This window comes from Streptomyces pyxinicus, from assembly GCF_024753135.1.
In the GTDB taxonomy this organism is placed as follows: Bacteria; Actinomycetota; Actinomycetes; order Streptomycetales; family Streptomycetaceae; genus Streptomyces; species Streptomyces pyxinicus.
The window spans coordinates 98,294-114,145 of the sequence record NZ_JANUGP010000023.1 but is presented as its reverse complement, the minus strand read 5'-3'; the positions used below and the strand labels follow the sequence as shown (position 1 = coordinate 114,145).

Here is a 15,852-nt window from a genome sequence, read left to right as displayed (position 1 = left end):
CCGAACCCGCCCGAGGCGGTGCGTGCGCACCGCCCCGCTGACGGGGAGAACCTCACGGGACGGTTCTCCCCGTCGGCGGCCGTGTCCGCCCCCGCCGCACGGGGGCCCGAAGGATGGTGTGCGCATGCTCGACGGAATCGACCGCGCCCTGATCCACGCGCTGCACATCGACGGCCGCGCCTCCTTCACCCAGTTGGCCGGCGTGCTGGCGGTCTCCCCGCAGACGGTCTCCCGCCGCTACGAGAGGCTGCGCGACGACGCGGCGCTGCGCGTGGTGGGTCTGCCTGATCCGCAGCTGACCGGGCAGGAGCAGTGGCTGCTACGGCTGACGGCCGGCCCGGAGACCGCCCTCGACCTCGCGCACGCGCTGGTGCGCCGGCCGGACACCTCATGGGTGTACCTGACCGGTGGGGGCACCGAGATCGTCGCCGTACTGGAAACCCCGCTGGGCATGGCACACGGCCACTCTCTGCTGCTGCGCGAGTTGCCGCCCAGTGTCGGCCTCACCGCCGTCTCCGCGCACCATCTGCTGCACACCTACCTCGGCTGGCGCACCCCGTGGCGGATGAGCGCCAACGCGCTCACGGCCCGGCAGCAACGGATGCTGGGCGCGGCGGCGTTCGCCGGGTACGACGGCATGCCGCCCCCGGCCCGCAGGCGCCCCGTGCACCTGTCGCCCGCCGACCACGCGTTGATGGAGGCGCTGCGCCGGGACGGCCGGGCGGGACTCGGGGAACTCGCCTCCGGAACCGGCTGGTCACCCGCGACGGTCTCGCGCCGACTGGACCAACTGCGCGCCTGCGGAGCGATCTTCTTCGACATCGAGATCGATCCGGCGCTGCTGGGCGGCAGTGTCCGGGTCCTGGTGTGGATGGCGGTCGCCCCGGCTCATCTCGACGAGGTCGCCACGACCCTGGCCGGGCATGACGAACTGGCCTTCGTCGCCCACACCACCGGCCCGACCAACCTGGTGGCGCACGCTCTGTGCAGGGACACGACAGCCCTTTACCACTACCTCACCCATGGTCTGGGCTCGGTCAAGGCCATCCGCACCCTGGAGACGGCACCGGTACTGCGGACACTCAAAGCGGTGGGCACCCTGAGGTGAGTGACCACGTACCTCTTTCGAGGCGCGGAAACACCCGAACAACCCATAGCCACGTGCTTTCACAGGGTCGTTAGGCGGACGTGACACACAGCGAAAAGCGCATCCCCGAGACGCCGCGCCCGGTCTCGCACTTCCGCGTGGAGAGTGGCGAAGATCGTATGTCCGTCACCGACTGCTCGGATCTCCTGGTCGATTTTCTGAGAAGAATCAGTCAGCTGGAAAGGGAGTACTTCCGAACCATGGCCGGACTGTAGGGATTACGGGGAAACAGTGATGGACGGGACGGACAGGCTCCAGGACGAGGATCTCTCCTTCGGCCCGGATTTCCATACGATCGACGCGCAGTGGGACCCGGCGGAGGAGCTGGCCCGGCTGCTGTCGCAGGCGTCGGCCACCATCCCCGGGCCGCGCCCCGCCCAGGGCCGGTCGAGCCACCGCAAGAGCCGGCGCCGGCCGCGCGAGGACTCCGGCTGTCCGCACGCCGGTCAGCGCAGGATCCAGGTGGCGGTCCTGGTCGCGCTGATCTCGGTCTGCGCGGTCTGCATGCTGGGGTGGTCGTTCTCCTACGCCTACGTCCAACTGCGCGCGACCGCTTCCTCGGTGCTGCCGGCCGAAGTGGCCCGCTGGTGGCCGCTGACCGTGTACGGCCCCTGGCTGGTGGCTGCGCTCTCCATTTTGCGGGCGGCCGTCCAGGGGCGGAAGGCGCGCAGATCCTGGGGCGTGCTCCTGGGTGCTTCCGTGATGGCGGTCGGCCTGTGCGTCAGCCACGCCCCGCATTCCCTGATCTCCCTTATCATTTTCGGCATTCCCCCGGTCACGTCACTGGTGTGTTTCTGGGAAATTGTCGGCCAAGTCTCCTCCAAGACGGCAAAGCCCCGCCATGCGGCGAGTCACGAGTAGACGCGCCACCGCACTTCACCACCCAAGAGATATGTGCACGCAGCCATGATGAAGACCTATTTTTCCGACGGGTTTTCCCACGACCGTCACATGACCGTGCCGGCCGCCGGACTGATGCCCGCGCCCAGGACCGAGTGGCGCGGCAGAGCGCTGCGGCAGACCGTGGACCCGGAGCCGATCTTCACCGAACTCGCCGACTGCTGGCAGGCGTTCGGCCTGACGGTGCCCGGCCTGCCGGACGCGGAGTGGGACCGGCTGACGGGCCGGCCGCCCTGGCCGGCCGACCTCTGAGGGCACGGCCGGCCGCCGGACGCGGGGGCCACGCGTATCGGGCGCAGAGCGGACGTTCCGCCCGCTCACACCTGGCCGAATAGCATCCGCGAACGCCCGGGCCCCATTGATCCGCCACGCTCGGTCCATAAAGTTGCCTGAAGCACCCAACACCGTGAGGGGTGTGGGGTGACCACTCCCGCCGAGGAGGCTGGCATGACCGAGACCCTGCCGGACACGTCGACCGCAGCGCACGAGTACCCCTCGCCGAGGGCGGCCGGATGCCCCTTCGATCCGCCCCCCGCCCTACGTGCGCTCCAGGCCGAACGACCCGTCTCCCGGGTGCGGATCTGGGACGGCAGCACCGCGTGGCTGGTCACCCGCCACGACCAGATGCGCGCGCTGCTGGGCGACCCGCGCATCAGCGCCGACGCGACCCGCCCGGGCTATCCCCACAGCTCGCCCGGAACCCAGGCGAGCAGCCGGGTCCGCCGTACGTTCCTCGTCATGGACGACCCGGAACACGCCCGGCTGCGCCGGATGGTGACGGCGCCCTTCGCGATCAGGAAGGTCGAGGCGCTGCGCCCGGCGGTCCAGCGGACCACCGACGACCTGATCGACGCGCTGCTCGCCGGGCCGAAACCGGCCGACCTGGTCGAGGCGTTCGCGCTGCCGCTGCCCAGCCTGGTCATCTGCGCGCTGCTCGGGGTGCCGTACGAGGACCACGACCTGTTCCAGCGCAACACCCGGGTCATCGTCAGCCGCAGCGCCACGCCCGAGGAGGTGGTCACGGCGCAGCAGGCCCTCACCGAGTACCTGGACGACCTGCTGACCGTCAAGCGGGCCCACCCCGCGGACGACCTGCTCTCCAGGCTCGCCGCGGAGCGGGTGAACACCGGTGAGCTGACCCGGCGGGAGGCGGCCCAGATGGGCGTGCTGCTGCTCAGCGCGGGCCACGAGACGACGGCGAACATGATCGCGCTCGGTACGCTCGCGCTGCTGGAGAACCCGGACCAGCTCGCCCTGCTGCGCGACGCCGAGGACCCCAAGGTGGTGGCCGGCGCGGTGGAGGAGCTGCTGCGCTACCTGACCATCGTCCACTCCGGGCGCCGCCGCGTCGCCCTGGAGGACATCGAGATCGGCGGCGAGGTCATCCGCGCCGGTGACGGGATCATCGTCGCCGGCGACATCGCCAACCGCGACCCCGAGGCCTTCCCCGACCCCGACCGGCTCGACCTCACCCGCGACGCCCGCCGGCACGTCGCCTTCGGCTTCGGCGTCCACCAGTGCCTCGGCCAGCCCTTGGCCCGCGTGGAACTCCAGGTCGTGTACAGCACCCTGTACCACCGCATCCCCACCCTCCAACTGGCCGCTGACGTGGACGGGTTGCCGTTCAAACACGACGGCCTGATCTACGGCGTCCACGAGCTGCCCGTCACCTGGTAGCACCCGGAAACGACGAACGGAGAGAACCGCATGCGCGTGGAAGTCGACCAGCCCAGGTGCGTGGCGTCCGGACAGTGCGTCCTGGCGGCTCCCGAGGTCTTCGACCAGGACGACGACGGCATCGTGGAGATGCTGGCCGACCACCCCGAACCGGACCAGCACGACGGTGTGCGCGAGGCGGTGGCCATCTGTCCCGCCGCGGCGATCCGGCTGGTGCGGGAGTGACGGCCGGTCCCCCGCGCAGGGTGGTGGTCGTGGGGGCCTCGGTGGCCGGTCTGTCGGCCGCCGAGACCCTGCGCCGCCAGGGCTTCGACGGCACCCTGACCCTCGTCGGCCGGGAACGGCACCTCCCCTACGACCGCCCGCCCCTGTCCAAGCAACTCCTCACCGGCGCCTGGCAACCCGAACAGGTCACGCTGCGCCGCCCCGCCGACCTGGCCGCCCTCGGCCTGGACCTCCGGCTCGGCACCCCCGCGAGCGCCCTCTGTACCTCCACCCGCACCGTGACGCTCACCGACGGCACCGAACTCCCCTACGACGGCCTGGTCATCGCCACCGGGGTCCGGCCGCGCCGCCTGCCGTGGTGCGGCACCCCGGGGGTGCACGTGCTGCGCGACCTGGACGACGCCCTCGCCCTGCGCGACCGGCTGGCCGCCGGCGGCCGGCTCGTCGTGGTCGGCGCCGGGTTCCTCGGCGCCGAGGCGGCCGGCGCCGCCCGCTCCCTGGGCATGGCCGTCACCCTGGTCGAGCCCGCGCCCGTCCCCCTCGCGCACGCGGTGGGCGAGCAGGTGGGTACGCATCTGACACGACTGCACCGCGACCACGGCGTGGACGTGCGGACGGCCACGAAGGTCACCGGCATCACGACGACGACCGCCGGCCACGCCACCGGTGTCCGGCTGAGTGACGGAACGACCGTCCCGGCGGACGACATCCTGGTGGCCGTCGGCTCCCACCCCAACACCGAGTGGCTGCGCGGCAGCGGGCTGGACCTGACCGACGGCGTGGGATGCGACGAGTACAGCGCCGCCGCGCCCGGTGTCTACGCCGCGGGAGACGTGGCCCGCTGGTTCAACCCGCTCTTCGGCACGGCGATGCGTGTCGAGCACCGCACCAACGCCGCCGAACAGGCCATGGCCGCCGCCCGCAACCTCCTCGACCCCGGGCAGCGCAAGCCCTTCACACCCGTGCCCTACTTCTGGTCCGACCAGTACGACACCCGCATCCAGGCCTTCGGCCACCTCCGCGGCCACGAGGAGGCCCGCCTGATCGACGGCGACCCGGCCGACGGCCGCTTCCTCGTCGCCTACCGCACCGGGCGCGTCGTCACCGGCGCCTTGTCCCTGGGCATGCCGCCACGCGCCCTGCGCCCGTGGCGCACGGCCATCGCGACGGGGACGGAGTGGCGGGACGCCTTCTGACCCAGGGTGTGCCGGCGGCTCCGTCGGTCGGAGCCACCGGCACACCTCATGCTCGCCTCAGCCCCGGGCCGCGTGCCGCACGAACCGCGCCCAACCGCTCTGTCCGACCGCGAAGTCGGGGCGGGTCACGTCCTTGGAGTCGCGGTCGCCCCCGAGTGCGGACGGCCTAACAGGCGTTCTCCGTGCAGGTCAGTTCGTCGTCGGATGGCCTGTCGAGGAGGACTGTGGTCGCGGAGCGGCGGTCGGAGGACCAGTCGGGGTGGCGGAGGAGTTCCGGTTCGGCGGCTGCGACGACCGTGAGGGGGATGCGGCCGGGGAGGCGGGCGAGGAGGCCGACGAGTTCCCTGGTGGCCGTGTCCTCGCGGTGCAGGTCGTCGATGATCAGGACGATCGGGCCGTCATGGGCGACCGCTTCCAGGAAGTACCGCCAGACATCGCGCCACTCGTCGGCGTCGAAGCGCTCGGGTGCGGGGTTCGAGGTCTCCAGGATGGAAGCACAGCGGTCGACCAGCCAGTTGATGCAGCTCTCGCCGGCGTCGAGCCGCTGGACGGCGGCGCCGACCTTGCGGCGGACCGCCCAGGGCGGGTCGGACTCCGACAGGCCCGCGAACCTGGAGATGATCCTGCGGTGCAGGCCGAAGGGGCCCGACTCGACGGCGTCGCGGCTGTCCCAGGTCAGCACCCGGGCGCCGGCCGGCGCCGAGGTGGCGAAGTCCTCCAGTCTGGCGAGCATCGCGCGGCGGGGGGCTTCCTCGGTGCTCAGTACGGTGATCAGGTGCGGCTGCGACCAGCGGCTGCTGTGGGTCATCACGCCCTGAAGCAGGTCGAGTTCGCGGTTGTGGGCATCTTCGTCGGCGGTGGTGTCGGGCTCGACGGGTCCGAGCAGCTTCCAGCGGGCGGGCGTGCCCGGGATCTCCTCGTACGCGAAGTGCTCCCTGGTCTCCTCCCGCGTGCGGTCGCAGACATGGGTGCCGTCCGAGGCCGCCAGGGCCAGCAGCGCCTCGCACTCCTTCACCGTGGCGCCGTAGACCCGGGGCGGCCGGCCGCCGCCGAGCGACCGGCTCACCAGCACGGCGCCCGTCGCGACGGCCGTACGCAGCTCCGTGCGGGCGGAGACGGGGACGCCCGCCCCGGGCGGAGCGAGGGCTGTGCGCAACGCGACGGCGGCGCGGGCCGCGCGCAGCGGGTGTCCGGTGTCGTCCGGGGCCGCCGGGAACAGGGCGAGGGTGAGCGCGTGCAGCGAGGAGACGACCGTACCGCCGCAGCGCTCGATCTCCTGGTGGACCAGTGTGCCCACCCCGTCCATCACGGTGTCGAGTTCGCCGGGGTCGGTCGCGGCGGGGTCGGGTTCGGCCCGTACCAGCAGGAGGCTGGCCTCGCGGCGCACCGCGGAGGCGGCGGTGGGGGTGCCGGCGTCCGCCGTCGGCAGGTCCCGGGCGGGGGCGGCGTGGTGTGTCGCCGTGATGCCCTGTGGCGCCGAGCCGCTGACGGGGACCGGCACTTGGGATGCCGGCCGGGTAGCGGGGGCGGCGAGGACCGCGCGCAGGGCCGGGCGCTGGGGGCCGGGCCCCGGACCCTGGACAGGCGCCCGGCGCGTGGGCGAGGCCGGAGACCGGCTGGCGGACAGGGGGCCGGCGGTGCGCGGCCGGAACGGGGACTCGGCGAGCGCCAGAGACGGGACAGGGGTGGGCAGGACGCCCGCCTGGCCGGCATGAAGGGCGGGGTCGTGGGTGAGGATCGCCTGCTGGAGTCGCTGGAGTTCCCGGCTGGGTTCGAGACCCTGTCCCCCGACCAGCCGGGCCCGCAGCCGGCTGAACACGCCGAGCGCGTCCGACTGGCGTCCGCAGCGGTAGAGGGCGCGCATCAGCTGGCCGCAGGCGCGCTCGCGCAGCGGCTCGTTCTCCACCAGCGACTCCAGCTCGCCGAGCACCGCGTAGTGGCGCCCGCAGGCGAGCTGGGCTTCGAAGAGGTCCTCAAGGACGTCCAGCCGCATGCCCTGGAGGGCGGTCAACTCGGGCCACAGCACGCCCGCTTCGGTCAGGTCCGCGAGAGCCGGGCCGCGCCACAGCTCCAGGGCGCCGGAGATCAGTGTCGCCGCCGCGCCGGGCTCACCCGCCTCCAGCCGGGACCGCCCCTCGCGCACGCGCTGATGGAACAGGTGCAGATCCACGCGGTCGGGGGCGACGTCCAGGACATAGCCGGGAGGCTGGGTGCGCAGCGTCACGGGTGTGTCAGCTCCCGCACCGCTGACGAGTTTGCGGCGCAGGCTCCAGACGGAGTTCTGGAGAATCTTGCGCGCGGTCAGCGGAGCCTCTTCGACGCTCCACAAAGCCTTCAGCAGTCCGCTGGTCGGGACCGTCTGGTTGGAGTGGAGAAGGAGGTATCCGAGCGTCGCCCGCTGTTTGATGCCCCCGAGGGAGATGGACTGCCCGCCGGATATGACTTCCAACAGCCCTAACATCCTGAACCACATAGTCCCTCAGCAGCGTTGACGTGCGGCGCAGGGCTCACCCCTCTGGACGCCGGGAACACGGCCAAGGGTACTAAGAGGGGGAACCGACACCGTGCCCCCACGGGTCGGGAAACCGCCGCGGAGCGGCGGATTACCGTCCGGTGGGCGCTCGGTGGCCGCGTATGGCCCGGTCCCTGTTCTGCTTTGTTCGGGCCCCGAAAACGGAACTTGATTCCGATCGACGCGAGTAGAGAAATGAGGAACACGTTCATGTCGAACACGTCGAACACGTCGAACACGAACCAGGGCCCGGTGACCGTCCTCGGTCTGGGCATGATGGGCACAGCACTGGCCACCGCCTTTGTGAAGAACGGCAACGCGACCACCGTGTGGAACCGTTCCGCCGGCAAGGCGGACGCGCTCGTCGAGCAGGGCGCGGTCTTCACGGCCGGCATCCGGCAGGCGATCGAGGCCAGCCCGGTCATCGTGGCGTGCGTCTCCACGTACGAGGTGCTGAACGAGCTGATCGGCGGTGCCGCGGCCGAACTCAAGGGCAAGACGATCGTCAACCTGACCTCCGGCACCCCCGAGGACGCCCGCGCCCTCGCCGGCTGGGCCGAGCAGCACGGGGTGCGCTACCTGGACGGCACCATCATGGCCGTCCCGCAGATGATCGGCCTGCCCCAGGCGATGGTCTTCTACGCCGGTGCGCAGGAGGTGTTCGCCGAGCAGGAGGAACTGCTGAAGCCGCTCGCGGGCAGCAATGTGTACCTGGGCGCGGACACCGGTGCCGCGATGATCTACGACCTCGGTCTGCTGTCGCTGCTGTGGTCGAGCCTCGCGGGGTACTTCCACGCCGTGGCCCTCGTCCAGTCGGCCGGTGTCTCGGCGGAGGCGTTCACGCCGTTCGCCCTGACCTGGATCGAGCACGTCATCACCCCGGCGATCCCGCGGAGCGCCCAGGAGATCGACTCGGGGAACTTCGCGACCGAGGTTTCCAGCCTCGGCGTGAACAAGGCCGCGATCGAGCACCTGGTGGCCACGAGCAGGCAGCTCGGCGTCGACAGTGACTTCTCGGCCGCCATCCAGGCGCTGATCGAGCGGCGCGTCGCCGAGGGCCACGCCGGCCACAGCCTGGCCAGCCTGGTCGAGGCGTTCAAGCAGGGCTGACCTTCCGGTGGACCTGCGCGACCGACGCGGGGGCCCACTTCTCAGCGGCAGCGCGCCCGGCCCACCACCGCGGCGTCGGTCAGGGGCGCCGCCGGCCGGAACAGGTGCCGGTAGTCGTGCTCCTGAGCGGTGGTGGCTGCCGGCCAACTGGCCGCTGCGGACGAGCCCGGCCACCAGTTCCTGGTCTACCTGCCCGACGATCACGACTCCGAGCACGCCCTGCGCCGCCTCCGGGCTGACGGCTGAGCACCAGGCCCCGGACCCGCCTCGGCGCGATCCGGGGTGGATCGAGCCGGGAACTCCGCCGCACTCGATGACGAGGCAGCCCGCTGGGAGCGCCGTCACCGCTCTCGGGTCACCGATTCCCGTAGTCCTCCACCAGGGTACCGATGAGCGAGAGGAGGGCGTCGGCGCGGCGCCGGTCGTCGCGCTGGGCGCGGAGGGCCTGGTCGGCGGCCCGCAGGCGGGCCAGGGCGGCCGGCTCGCCGTCCACCAGGTCGTCGACCACCGGCGTGGTCACCAGGTCCACGCACTCGGTCAGCAGCCGACGGGTCGCAGGCGACGGGGGGCTGGGGTCGGGGGCGCCGTACGGGGTGGTCAGGTGCCGTGCGGGGTCGGAGAGACGCCAGCCGACGACGGTGGAGTCCTGTACCAGGAGCGCCACGTCGGGGGCGATGCCGACACAGGCCTCCACTGGCTCATCGAGCACGTCGAGGTCGCGCAGGCAGGTCAGCACGGTGTCCCCGGGAGCGCGGCACAGCACCGTGCACATCTCGTGCCGGAAGTCCCGGACCTCGTCCGCCCGGAGCCCGCCCGGGCGCACCGGGGGCATGACCGGAACACGGACCGAGGTCTCGGCGGACGCGGAGACGTACGGCATCTGGAGCTCGGCCCCGACCAGCTTCCGGCTGACCGGGTCGAACCGCAGGACGTCAGGCGAGTCCCACAACCGGTCCTGGCTGCCGAAGGTGTCCACGAGGAATCGCTCCCGCTCCTGCACGTCCGCGTACCGCACGACATCGACGGAGTTGCCTGTGAAGCGGGGGGTGATGTGCAGCGGATCGTCCGTGACCGTCGCGCGCCAGCCGCCGTCGAAGGACAGTGTCATCGTCATTCGTGCCTCATCTGATCTGCTTCGCCGGTGCGAGGTAGCCGTCCTCGGTGGGAATCCTGCCCTGCACGATGTCCTCGTGGGTCACCGGGGCTCCGGAGTCCGTCGCACTGCCACCGAGCGCCTTGGCCCCCGACTCGCCCTTGATGCCTGACTCCCCGTAGGCCGTGATGAGCTGGCCTTGCTTGGAACCGGGCCCGTAGACCACGGCGATGTCGTTGCCCTTCCGGTAGATGAAGTTCCCGGCCTGACCCGATGACTGGTACACGGCGTCGGGTTCCTTGAGGATCTCCAGGACCCGTTCGTCGGTGAAACCGTGGCGCGTGTCCCCGTGGTACTTCGCATGCTTGTTCATCTCACCGTTCCGCGCCCTGTCGGCGACATCGTCGAGGATCTTGTCGACCCGCTTCTGCGCCTTCTCCTCCTTCGTGTACTTGGGCATCAGCCCCAGCGGGTCGCATCCCGTGCAGGGGTTGTCCACGTAGCCGAGGGGACTGGGTGCGGGGGCGAGACCCAACGGGTCCGGGGAGGTGTAGCGACCGGTCTCGGGGTCGTAGTGCCGGAAGAGGTTGTAGTGGAGGCCGGTCTCGGGGTCGTAGTACTGGCCGGGGAAACGGAGCGGGGTGTAGGCGCTGCTGTCCTGCGCCCAGGCAGTGGTGCCCCAGAGGGTGCTGCGGCTGCGCCAGGCGATCTCGCCGGTCTCGCCGATCAGTTCGGTGGGTGTGCCGATCAGGTCGGTGGCGATGGCGAAGAACCGCCGGTCGATCTCCTGCTGCCCGCTGTCGGCCGTCAGGATGCGTTCGGTCTGGGCCAGCGGCACGATGTCCCGATGGTCCCAGGTGAGCGCGACCGTGTGCGGGAGGTCCGGCCGGTGGCTGGTCTGCTCGCAGAGGGTGAGTCCGTCCCAGGTGAAGCGGACCTCCTCGACCGCGCTTTCACCGTCGGCCGCGAGACGCTGCTTCGCGGTACGGCGCCCCAGCGGGTCGTACCGGTATCGCCACCGGGTGCCATCAGGGGTGGTGACGGAGGTGAGGCGGTTCTCCATGTCCCATGCGTAGCGCCAGGTTTCCGGTTTCCGGGACAGGCGGGTCTTCTGCCGCAGAGTGACCCGGCCGAGCGCGTCGTGTTCGAAACGGACGCCTCCGGCACGGGTGATGCCGGTGCCGCTGTAGGCGCGCGATCCGGTGGCCTCGCCGCCCGGGTGCCGGTCCGGCCAGACGGCCGAGATCTGGTTGCCTACGTCGTCGTACGCGTACTGCTCCGTCCAGGCCGGGGCGTGGACGGCGGTGACCCGGCCCATCGGGTCCAGGTCGAACGTGCGGGTCCCGGAGAGCCGGTCCGCGATGGAGAGCAGGTGTCCGTCGGCGCGGTAGCTGTACGCACGGCTGTTGACGGCCTGGGTTCCGGCGGTGATGTGCTGCGTGGCGAGCCGGCCGGCCTCGTCCCAGGCCGACGTCATCGTCAGTGCGTCACTGTAGGCGCGGGCCACTTCGCGACCGGCTGCGTCGTGGGTGAAGTCGACCGGCCGACCGCCGGTGGTCATCCGTGCGGGACTCCCGTCGGAGTCGTAGGCGTAGGAGGTGACGTGCCCGGTGGGGGTGGTCCGGCGGACGCGCCGGCCCAGGGTGTCGTAGGAGTAGAGCATCGGGCGGCCGTCCACCAGTTCCGTCTTGACGCGCCCGTTGCGGTCGTACTGGTACCGCAGTTCGCTGTCCGGCCCCACCGCCTCCAGGAGGCGGCCCACCCGGTCGTACACGTACGTCGTCACCCGGCCGCCGACGGTCTTGCCCAGCACCTGGCCGAGTGGGTCACGCTCGAAGGTGACGGTGCCGCCGAGGGCGTCGGTTCTGGCGGCGAGGCGGCCGGCGGCATCCACGCGGTAGGTCAGGGTACGTCCGTCGAAGTCGGTCTCGGAGACGATGTTGCCGACCGCGTCGTACACGTACGTCCAGCTCAGGCCCTGTGGGCCGGTGACCCGGGTGAGGCGCAGGTCGGCATCGTGCTCGAACTCGTAACGGCCGCCGTCGGGAAGGACGGTGGCCAGCGGAAGGTCGAAGTGGGTGTATGTGTAGCGCGTGACGGCTCCGGCGGCGTCGGTGTGGGCCGTGCAGTTGCCCTCGCCGTCGTAGGTCCATGCCTCGCTCGCCCCGTCCGGGCCGGTGCGGCGGGCGAGTTGACCGTCCGCGTTCCACTCCAGGCTGGTGACGCCGCCCGTCGGGTCGGTCACACGGACCGGACGGCCGTGCCTGTCCCGTTCGGTGCGGGTGGTGGCGCCGGACGGGTCGGTCACCGCCACGGTCCGCCCCGCCGCGTCGCACAGCACCCGGGTTGTGTCTCCGAGGGCGTCGATGACCGCGGTGAGCCGTCCGGCGTCGTCGTAGGACATGTGGGTGGTGTGGCCGGCCGGATCAGTGAGCGCCGTGTGGTTGCCATGTTCGTCGTAGCCGTAGGCGGTGCGAGCGCCGTCCGGCCCAATCACCTCCACCGGCAACCCGAACGGGTCGCGCACGACGCGCAGTTCGGTGCCGTCCGGACGGACGACGGAGACCAGCCGGCCGCCCTCGTCGTAACCGAAGGCGGTGGTGGCGCCGAGCGGGTCGGTGCGGGACAGGAGGTTGCCGCTCGGGTCGTGGCGGAAGCGGGTGGTGTGGCCGAGGGCGTCCGTGGTGGCCACGATCCGGCAGCCGGGGCCGACAAGATGCCGGGTGGAGCGGCCGTCGGCGGTGGTCAGGACCGTCGTACGGTGGCCGGTCGTGGGGTCCGGTTCGCCGTACGTCAAGGTGATCTGGACGTGGCCGGCCTCGCCGCCCTCGGCGACAACGCGGTCCCGGTCGTCGTACACGTAGTCGTAGCGACGGCCGTTGGAGTCGGTCCAGGCAACGACCCGGTGGCGATCGTCGTACGCGAAAGTGGTGACGGCGCCGGACGGCCTGATCACGCTGGTGAGATCGCCCTGCTCGTAGCCGTAGCCCATCAGAGGCTGGTCCGCGCCGCTCTCGTCGGCTCCCGCCAGCCACAGGGCGGTCACACGGCCGTCGGCGGTGGCCAGCCTCACCTGGTGACCGGCCGAGTGGACGAGCGCCAGCGGCAGCCCGTCGTCGGCCCGGTCCACGGTGACGGTGTGGCCGCCGCGTCCGGTGATGCCGGTCAGCCAGGCGGTTCCGTCACCGCCGGGTGCGGCCCCCTCGGGAGCCGTGAAATGGCGGACCACGCCCGAGTCGGGGTCGGTCAGCGCGTAGCCGCCATCGGCGTCCCGGGCGAGCAGCGTGCGGGCTTCGCCCGACCGTGGCCGGGTGGGATCGCCGGGGACCGGATGCGGGTAGGCGATCAGGAGGCCGTCAGCGGTGACGTGGAGGACGCCGACGGCGTCGACCTCCAGCCGCTCGTCCACCGTGGACGACCAGGACGGCCCGAGGAAGCGGCCGGTCGCCAGACCGGACTCGGTGCGCCGGGTGAAGACCAGCGGCAGGATCCCCGGGATCTCCACATCGGTCTGGGGCAGGTACATCCGGCCCGTGGCGAGGTCCACCGGGTCGGAGCCTTTGCTGGTGCGGTGCGGGTCCGGGCGGCCGTGGGTGCCCTCCGGGGTGTCGTCCACGAGCCTGCGCAGCTTCGCGGCCTCGGAGGCGTCCTCGGCGACGCGCGCACCCTTCACCGCAGCGCCACCGCCGTCGGTGGCGACGGTCAGCACGATGTCGGGTATCAATCGGCCGAAGCCCTCGGCCGGGTCCTTCATGAAGTCCTTGACCATCTGGGTGCCGGTGCCGACGGGGTCGTTGGCGGCCACCAGGAGGCCGGCGGCCAGGCTGTTGAGGGACGTGGCGTACTCGGCCGGGTGCGTGAGGTTGTACGGGTCCATGGGGTCGACGCTGCGGACGAAGTTCACGATCCCGGCGGTGCCCTTGACGAGGCCACCGGCCACGTGGTCCTGCATGATCTGGAGTTCGTCGTAGCCGTCGCGCAACTGCTCGGCGTAGGACGGCTTCTTCGGGGCCATGTCGCGGGCTGCGCGTACCGCTGAGCGCGCGGTCTCCGCGGCCGAGTTACGCTGCTTGCGTGCCTCGGCCAGGATGTCCTGCGCGTCTTTCATGAGTTTCTTGCCAGGGTCGTCGAACGTCTCGGCGGGGCAGGGCGGGAGCGAGGACGGGTCGCGTTTGTCGGCGGGCTGGGCGTTGTAGCGGTCGACGGCCTTGTTGTAGGCGTCGACCGTCCTACGGTGGGCGTCGGCGGCGTCCTGGGACGCCTTGACACCCTCTTTCCACTTGTCGATCGCCGTCTGTGCCTGGCCCTGGGCCCAGGTGACCGTGTCGGCGAACGCCTCCAGCGCGCCGATCGCCTTGACGCACGCGTCAGCCGCCTTGTACCACTTGTGCGGCTGCTCGCCTGTGGCGATGCGCAGCGCGTCGGCCGCCTCGCCCTTGAGCCGGGAGGAGTCGAGTCCCCTGAGGCCGTCGCCCGTCTCGTCGAAGGCCGACTCGAAGGCGCGGAGCTTCGCGGCGACAGAATTGATCTTGCCGGGGCTGCCGTAGATCAGCTTGGTCTTGTCCTCGGTCTGCCCGAGGTCCAGCTCGTCGACCTCCGCGCCCAGCCGGTTGGCGACGGAACGGGATTGCTCGCGCACCCAGTCGGCGCCGGATTCCCAGCCGACGTCCTGCAACCGGTCGGCGGTCCAGTTGCCCGCGTCCTCGACCCGGTCGCCCACCCACTCGGCGCCGTCCTCGATCTTGTCCTCGATCGAGTCGGGCGTGATGTCGCTGATGAAGTCGCCGATGCCCACTGTCAGTTCTCCCCGGGCTCACCCTGTTGTCGCTGTGCACGGTCCTCGGGCGACGGTCCGAAGGTGTGGTCCAGCGCCTGGTTCCACTGATCGTCGGAGACACCGAACGCCTGGTTGAGCAATTGCGACTGCCTCCCGCCCCGGCCTCGGTCAGAAGGCTGCGGCCGGTGTCCTTCCAGGTCTGCGCCATGTCGTGCCCAGACTTCTCGAACGACTCGGCGCTCCAGTCGGGGTGCAGGTAGTCCGGGGTGAAGACGTCACCCCAGTCCTGCTTCGCGACCTCCTCCTCACTGGCGTGCGGATTCCCGCCGAACACGGCGTTGACGGCCACTTTCAGCGAGCCCCCGACGTATTGGTCCTCTTCCCACACGGTGCCTGCCGCCAGACCGAGCCGATTCGCGATCTCGCCGGCGTCCCGGACCAGGGCGCGCACGCCCCACTCCCAGCGTTCGCAGAAGTCCTCGAAGTCGACCGAGAGGCCGTGGTGCCCGGCCTCCATGCCCGTCATCGCCAGCTCCGAGAACCCCTTTCCCATCACCGAACCGGTGGCACCGCCAAGGTCACCGAGTTGGTCGATGGTCGTTCCCAGACCCTGCGTGAACTTGTCGACGGAGTCCTTGTCGAGCTGAAGATCCTTTCCGTCACCGCTCACCACCGCACCCCCCGCCCCGACCGCCCGGCATCGACGGCGACCTCGTCCGGGACGACGCCGGCGACCGGCGGAAACAACATCGCCCCGTCCTCGGTGGCGATGTCGACAGCGAGACCGCCGGGCTCGCCCAGGGCGGGCACGATCTCGTCGACGATGCGCGCGCCCAGCAGAGCCGCGTACTCCACGGATTGCTCCGCCGACCCGTGGTGCAGGGCGAACCGGGCCAGCGCGGCCTCGTCGGTGAACCCGCAGACCCACCGCACCCCACCCGCGCGCACCGACCACAGTCCTCCATCGACCACCGGCACCAGCAGAACCGAACGCCGCATCTCCCCGACCAGAGCGCGGGGATCGTCGCCTCCCGCCCTCCGCTCGGCGATGCGCTCGGCGAGCGCCGCATCCGACTGCCGCACGGTGCCTCCCTGGTCATGGTTGCCAACGGAACCCTAGGGAGGGACGCGTGCGACCAGGGGATGGTTCTCGGGACCTCGTGAGCCGACGGGAACGCGCGGCCACAGACAGCGGCGGTCACCCTCGCAGCCGAG

At 71.3% G+C, this 15,852-nt stretch carries 11 protein-coding genes and 1 pseudogene; 7 read left to right on the top strand and 5 right to left on the bottom strand.

All coding sequences use genetic code 11. From position 1 onward, the window contains the following. Positions 1–124 precede the first annotated feature (124 nt). The 6 genes from NX794_RS25980 (at position 125) to NX794_RS25955 (ending at position 5,145) form a co-directional block, all read left to right on the top strand. Positions 125–1,108: an Lrp/AsnC family transcriptional regulator gene (locus NX794_RS25980; protein ID WP_258781402.1), complete on the top strand. Its 984-nt coding sequence runs from the start codon at positions 125–127 to the stop codon at positions 1,106–1,108. 273 nt (positions 1,109–1,381) lie between these two features. Further along, complete coding sequence (locus NX794_RS25975) at positions 1,382–2,008, top strand: DUF2637 domain-containing protein (RefSeq protein WP_258781401.1); 627 nt, start codon at positions 1,382–1,384, stop codon at positions 2,006–2,008. Positions 2,009–2,098: 90 nt separating this feature from the next. Then, positions 2,099–2,299, top strand: a complete 201-nt coding sequence (locus NX794_RS25970) for a hypothetical protein (RefSeq protein WP_258781400.1) — start codon at positions 2,099–2,101, stop codon at positions 2,297–2,299. A 195-nt stretch (positions 2,300–2,494) separates the two neighbouring features. After that, a complete protein-coding gene (locus NX794_RS25965) occupies positions 2,495–3,724 on the top strand; it encodes a cytochrome P450 (protein ID WP_258781399.1) in 1,230 nt (409 codons plus the stop codon). A 30-nt stretch (positions 3,725–3,754) separates the two neighbouring features. After that, complete coding sequence (locus tag NX794_RS25960; protein ID WP_258781398.1) at positions 3,755–3,949, top strand: ferredoxin; 195 nt, start codon at positions 3,755–3,757, stop codon at positions 3,947–3,949. 29 nt (positions 3,950–3,978) lie between these two features. After that, a complete protein-coding gene (locus NX794_RS25955) occupies positions 3,979–5,145 on the top strand; it encodes an NAD(P)/FAD-dependent oxidoreductase (RefSeq protein WP_258781397.1) in 1,167 nt (388 codons plus the stop codon). 166 nt (positions 5,146–5,311) lie between these two features. Here the strand turns inward: NX794_RS25955 and NX794_RS25945 are convergent, their stop codons facing one another. Next, positions 5,312–7,594: an ATP-binding protein gene (locus NX794_RS25945; RefSeq protein WP_258781396.1), complete on the bottom strand. Its 2,283-nt coding sequence runs from the start codon at positions 7,592–7,594 to the stop codon at positions 5,312–5,314. Positions 7,595–7,867: 273 nt separating this feature from the next. Here NX794_RS25945 and NX794_RS25940 point away from each other — a divergent pair, with 273 nt between their 5' ends. Beyond that, positions 7,868–8,767: an NAD(P)-dependent oxidoreductase gene (locus tag NX794_RS25940; RefSeq protein ID WP_258781395.1), complete on the top strand. Its 900-nt coding sequence runs from the start codon at positions 7,868–7,870 to the stop codon at positions 8,765–8,767. Positions 8,768–9,122: 355 nt separating this feature from the next. Here the strand turns inward: NX794_RS25940 and NX794_RS25935 are convergent, their stop codons facing one another. The 4 genes and pseudogenes from NX794_RS25935 to NX794_RS25920 form a co-directional block, all read right to left on the bottom strand. Further along, complete coding sequence (locus NX794_RS25935) at positions 9,123–9,881, bottom strand: hypothetical protein (protein ID WP_258781393.1); 759 nt, start codon at positions 9,879–9,881, stop codon at positions 9,123–9,125. 7 nt (positions 9,882–9,888) lie between these two features. Next, positions 9,889–14,655 carry a putative T7SS-secreted protein gene (locus NX794_RS25930; protein WP_258781392.1) on the bottom strand — a complete coding sequence of 1,589 codons (4,767 nt, stop codon included), beginning with the start codon at positions 14,653–14,655 and terminating at the stop codon, positions 9,889–9,891. 2 nt (positions 14,656–14,657) lie between these two features. Continuing rightward, positions 14,658–15,307 (bottom strand): annotated as a pseudogene (locus NX794_RS25925) (hypothetical protein). Next, on the bottom strand, positions 15,304–15,720 hold the full coding sequence (locus NX794_RS25920; protein ID WP_258781391.1) for an SseB family protein: 417 nt from the start codon (positions 15,718–15,720) through the stop codon (positions 15,304–15,306). The pseudogene NX794_RS25925 and the gene NX794_RS25920 overlap by 4 nt, the downstream one beginning before the upstream one ends. Between the last annotated feature and the right edge of the window lie 132 nt (positions 15,721–15,852).

Excerpts from the sequence above, each read along its gene's own strand:
- NX794_RS25935 (WP_258781393.1), bottom strand. The coding sequence starts at position 9,881 with ATGACGATGACACTGTCCTTCGACGGCGGCTGGCGCGCGACGGTCACG.
- NX794_RS25960 (WP_258781398.1), top strand. The coding sequence starts at position 3,755 with ATGCGCGTGGAAGTCGACCAGCCCAGGTGCGTGGCGTCCGGACAGTGC.
- NX794_RS25970 (WP_258781400.1), top strand. The coding sequence starts at position 2,099 with ATGACCGTGCCGGCCGCCGGACTGATGCCCGCGCCCAGGACCGAGTGG.
- NX794_RS25980 (WP_258781402.1), top strand. The coding sequence starts at position 125 with ATGCTCGACGGAATCGACCGCGCCCTGATCCACGCGCTGCACATCGAC.
- NX794_RS25940 (WP_258781395.1), top strand. The coding sequence starts at position 7,868 with ATGTCGAACACGTCGAACACGTCGAACACGAACCAGGGCCCGGTGACC.
- NX794_RS25975 (WP_258781401.1), top strand. The coding sequence starts at position 1,382 with ATGGACGGGACGGACAGGCTCCAGGACGAGGATCTCTCCTTCGGCCCG.
- NX794_RS25965 (WP_258781399.1), top strand. The coding sequence starts at position 2,495 with ATGACCGAGACCCTGCCGGACACGTCGACCGCAGCGCACGAGTACCCC.